Source organism: Plasticicumulans sp. (genome assembly GCF_035331805.1).
Classification (GTDB): domain Bacteria; phylum Pseudomonadota; class Gammaproteobacteria; order Competibacterales; family Competibacteraceae; genus Plasticicumulans.
Map to the genome: position 1 here is coordinate 1 of NZ_DAOLKE010000406.1, position 2,920 is coordinate 2,920.

General features: G+C 72.3%; 3 protein-coding genes and 1 pseudogene. 2 read left to right on the plus strand and 2 right to left on the minus strand.

Features of this window, described 5'->3' with window-relative positions:
- Window positions 1-443 (minus strand): annotated as a pseudogene (locus PKE44_RS17600) (hypothetical protein); the annotation flags it as partial.
- Window positions 444-598: 155 nt separating this feature from the next.
- Window positions 599-838 (minus strand): sulfurtransferase TusA family protein, encoded by a 240-nt coding sequence (locus PKE44_RS17605; RefSeq protein WP_324553863.1) that lies wholly within the window; start codon window positions 836-838, stop codon window positions 599-601.
- A 148-nt stretch (window positions 839-986) separates the two neighbouring features.
- Here PKE44_RS17605 and PKE44_RS17610 point away from each other — a divergent pair, with 148 nt between their 5' ends.
- Window positions 987-2,438, plus strand: a complete 1,452-nt coding sequence (locus PKE44_RS17610) for a M48 family metalloprotease (protein ID WP_324553865.1) — start codon at window positions 987-989, stop codon at window positions 2,436-2,438.
- A gap of 24 nt (window positions 2,439-2,462) precedes the next feature.
- On the plus strand, window positions 2,463-2,920 hold a 458-nt coding region (locus PKE44_RS17615; RefSeq protein WP_324553868.1), incomplete at its 3' end, for a hypothetical protein.

Genomic DNA, 2,920 nt, shown 5'->3' on the forward strand with positions numbered 1-2,920 from the left:
GCCGGCTGCTCATACACCGGCGCCGGCTGCTCGTAGACCGGCTCGGCCGGAGCCTGGGACACCGGCTCGACCGGGGCCGGTTCGGCCGCCGGGGCTTCCGGGGCGACCGGTACGTCGGCCGCCACCGGGGCTTCGCCGCGCATCAGCGTGAACAGCTCGCCCCAGAGCCGGTCCTGGGTCTCCAGCCACTGCCGGATGCCCTGCTCGAACTGGCCGCGGAACTCGACGACGCGCTCAGGAGCCGGCGCGTTCGACAGCTGCGCGAACAGGCGATCGACCCAGGCCGTCTGACCGGCCAGCGTGTCATGGACGAGCTTCTCCCAGAGCGCCAGATGCTGGGCGCGCAGCGAGCGCCAGGCGTCGACGGCCTGATCGGTATCGGTCGGCAGCGCCGCACGATACTGCTCCCAGAAACGCTCACGCGCCTCGATCCAGGACTTCAAGGTTTCCTCCGGCACCCACTGTTGCATTGCGGCAATCCTCCAAGCGATTGAATTGATATGAAACGACCACGAAGCGGTTCGCAGGGAGTGTAACACCGATGCTGCAGGTGCAGCAGAATGAAACCATTTTCATGTCGGGGCCATGCGGGCGCGGCTCAGCCGCCGGCCTTGCGGATCACGAACACGAAGCGCCCGTCCTGCTCGCGGCTTTCCAGCAGCGCGTGACCGGTCTGGCGCGTGTAGGCTTCGAAGTCGCGCACCGAGCCCGGATCGGTCGCGACCACGCGCAGCACCTGCCCGCCGGCCAGCGCCGCCAGCGCCTTCTTGGTCTTGAGGATCGGCAGCGGACAGTTCAGGCCGGCCGCATCGAGTTCGGCGTCGATGACGGTATTCATGGGGCGTGCGCGCCTCTCTGCGGTGGTGACGTGCTGATACGCTGGCGCGTCGGACGCAGCCTGCGGCTGCGCGGCATTCTGGTCGCGCGCTCGCCGGCGCGGCAAGCCGGGCCGCCGCCCTGCCCTCAGCGAGGTTGATCTGCTCCCGATGCGAACCCTGATCCTCGGCGTGCTGCTGCTGAGCCTCGGCACGCAAAGCCTCGCGCAGTCGATCGCGCTGCCCGACATGGGCGATCCGTCCCAGCAGGTGCTCGGCCCGCAGGACGAACGGCGCATCGGCCAGCGCATCCTGATGAAGCTCCAGGACGCCGGCCTCGTGCTCGAAGACCCGCTGGCGAGCGAATACCTCGCCTCGCTCGGCAGCCGGCTCGCGCTGCACGCCGATGGCGCGGGCAGCCCGCTGCGCTTCTTCTGGGTGCGCGACCCGGAGCTGAACGCCTTCGCGCTGCCCGGCGGCTTCATCGGCGTGCATACCGGCCTGATGCTGGAGACGCGCAGCGAGAGCGAACTCGCCGGCGTCGTCGCGCACGAGATCGCGCACGTCGTGCAGCACCACATCACCCGCGCCTACGCCGATCGCCAGACCATCGGCCTGCCGACCATGGCGGCGATGCTGGCCGGCATCGCCCTGGCGGCGGCCGGTGGCGGTGGTGGCCAGATCGGTCAGGCGGTCGCGGTCGGCTCGATGGCGGCGAGCGCCCAGCGCATCGTCAACTTCACGCGCGCCAACGAGCAGGAGGCCGACCGCGTCGGCACCGACCTGCTGATCCGCGCCGGCTTCGAGCCGAACGGCATGGCGAGCTTCTTCGGGCGGCTCGAAAACCTCTCCGGCTCGGCGGCGCAGATTCCGGAGTTCCTGCGCACGCACCCGCTGGCGCTGAACCGCGCCGCCGACACCGAGAACCGCAGCCTGCGCACCCGCCCCACGGGCCGCACGCCCGGCGACGAACTCTATTACCGCTACATGCGCGCGCGCATCGCCGCGCTGTCGGTCGCCACGCCGGCGCAGGCGGTGCGCGACCACGAGCGCCGCGCCGCCGAAGGCGGCACCGACGAGGCCGATCGCTACGGCTACGTGCTCGCGCTCGAACGCGCCGGGCGCCTCGACGACGCCGCGCGCGAACTGGCGAAGCTGCCGCGCCCGGCCGCCGCGGCGCTGGCGCTGCGTCTCGAAGAAGCCCGGCTGGCGCTGCTCACCGGCAACACCGCCCGCGCCTGGTCGACCTACGAGGCCCTGCGCCGCGCCTACGGCAACGACTACGTGCTGACGCTGAGCTACGGCGAGGCGCTGGTCACGCGCGGCGACCCGCGCCTCGCCATCCGCCTGCTCGACGAGCAGCTGCGCCGCCGCCCGGATTCGGCCGAGCTGCAGGAACTCTACGCACGCGCCGCCGAGCAGACCGGCGACATCGCCGGCAAGCATCTGGCGATGAGCCAGTTCTACGAGCTCTCCGGCGACGTGCAGGCCGCGTTCGATCAGGCCGAGATCGGCCTGCGCGCCCCGAACGCCAGCGGCCAGCAGCTCGCGCAGCTGCGCCAGCGCGCGCAGCGGCTGCGCGAATTGAACGAGTACGAGAAAGCCTCCAGACTGCCGCGCTGATCCGCCCGCCGAGACCCGCCCCCGATGCCGGACACCCCTGAGGGCCCCGCCGACCGCCTGAGCGAACTGCTCGCCGCGCACTGCCACGCACTGCAGGAATGGCTGCGCAGCGGGGCCGCCGGACGGGCGCCGACGCCGGATGCCGCGCTCGCGGCATGGCGGGCCGCCAACCCCGACACCGGCGACACCTTCGAGCGCACGCTCGCCCAGGGCCTGCGCTTCGTCGGCCTGGTCGAGGAACTGCTGCGCCTCGGCGCCGCCACCGGCCAGACCGATGCCGATGCCACCGACTGGCGCCGGCTGATCGACTCGCTGCAGACCCTGCCCTTCGGCGCCAGCGCCGACGATGGCTGGCAGGCGGCGTGGCGCTCGCTCGCCGGGCAGCTGCCGGCGACCTGGGCGGCGCTGCTGCCGTGGCTGCAGCAGGGCGGCAGCTCGCCGGGACTGGCCGCCGAGCTGCACCGCGGCCTGCCGCTGCCCGG

What these genes read in the sequence shown, in the direction of transcription:
- PKE44_RS17605 (WP_324553863.1), bottom strand. Translation starts at nt 838, where the DNA reads ATGAATACCGTCATCGACGCCGAACTCGATGCGGCCGGCCTGAACTGT.
- PKE44_RS17610 (WP_324553865.1), top strand. Translation starts at nt 987, where the DNA reads ATGCGAACCCTGATCCTCGGCGTGCTGCTGCTGAGCCTCGGCACGCAA.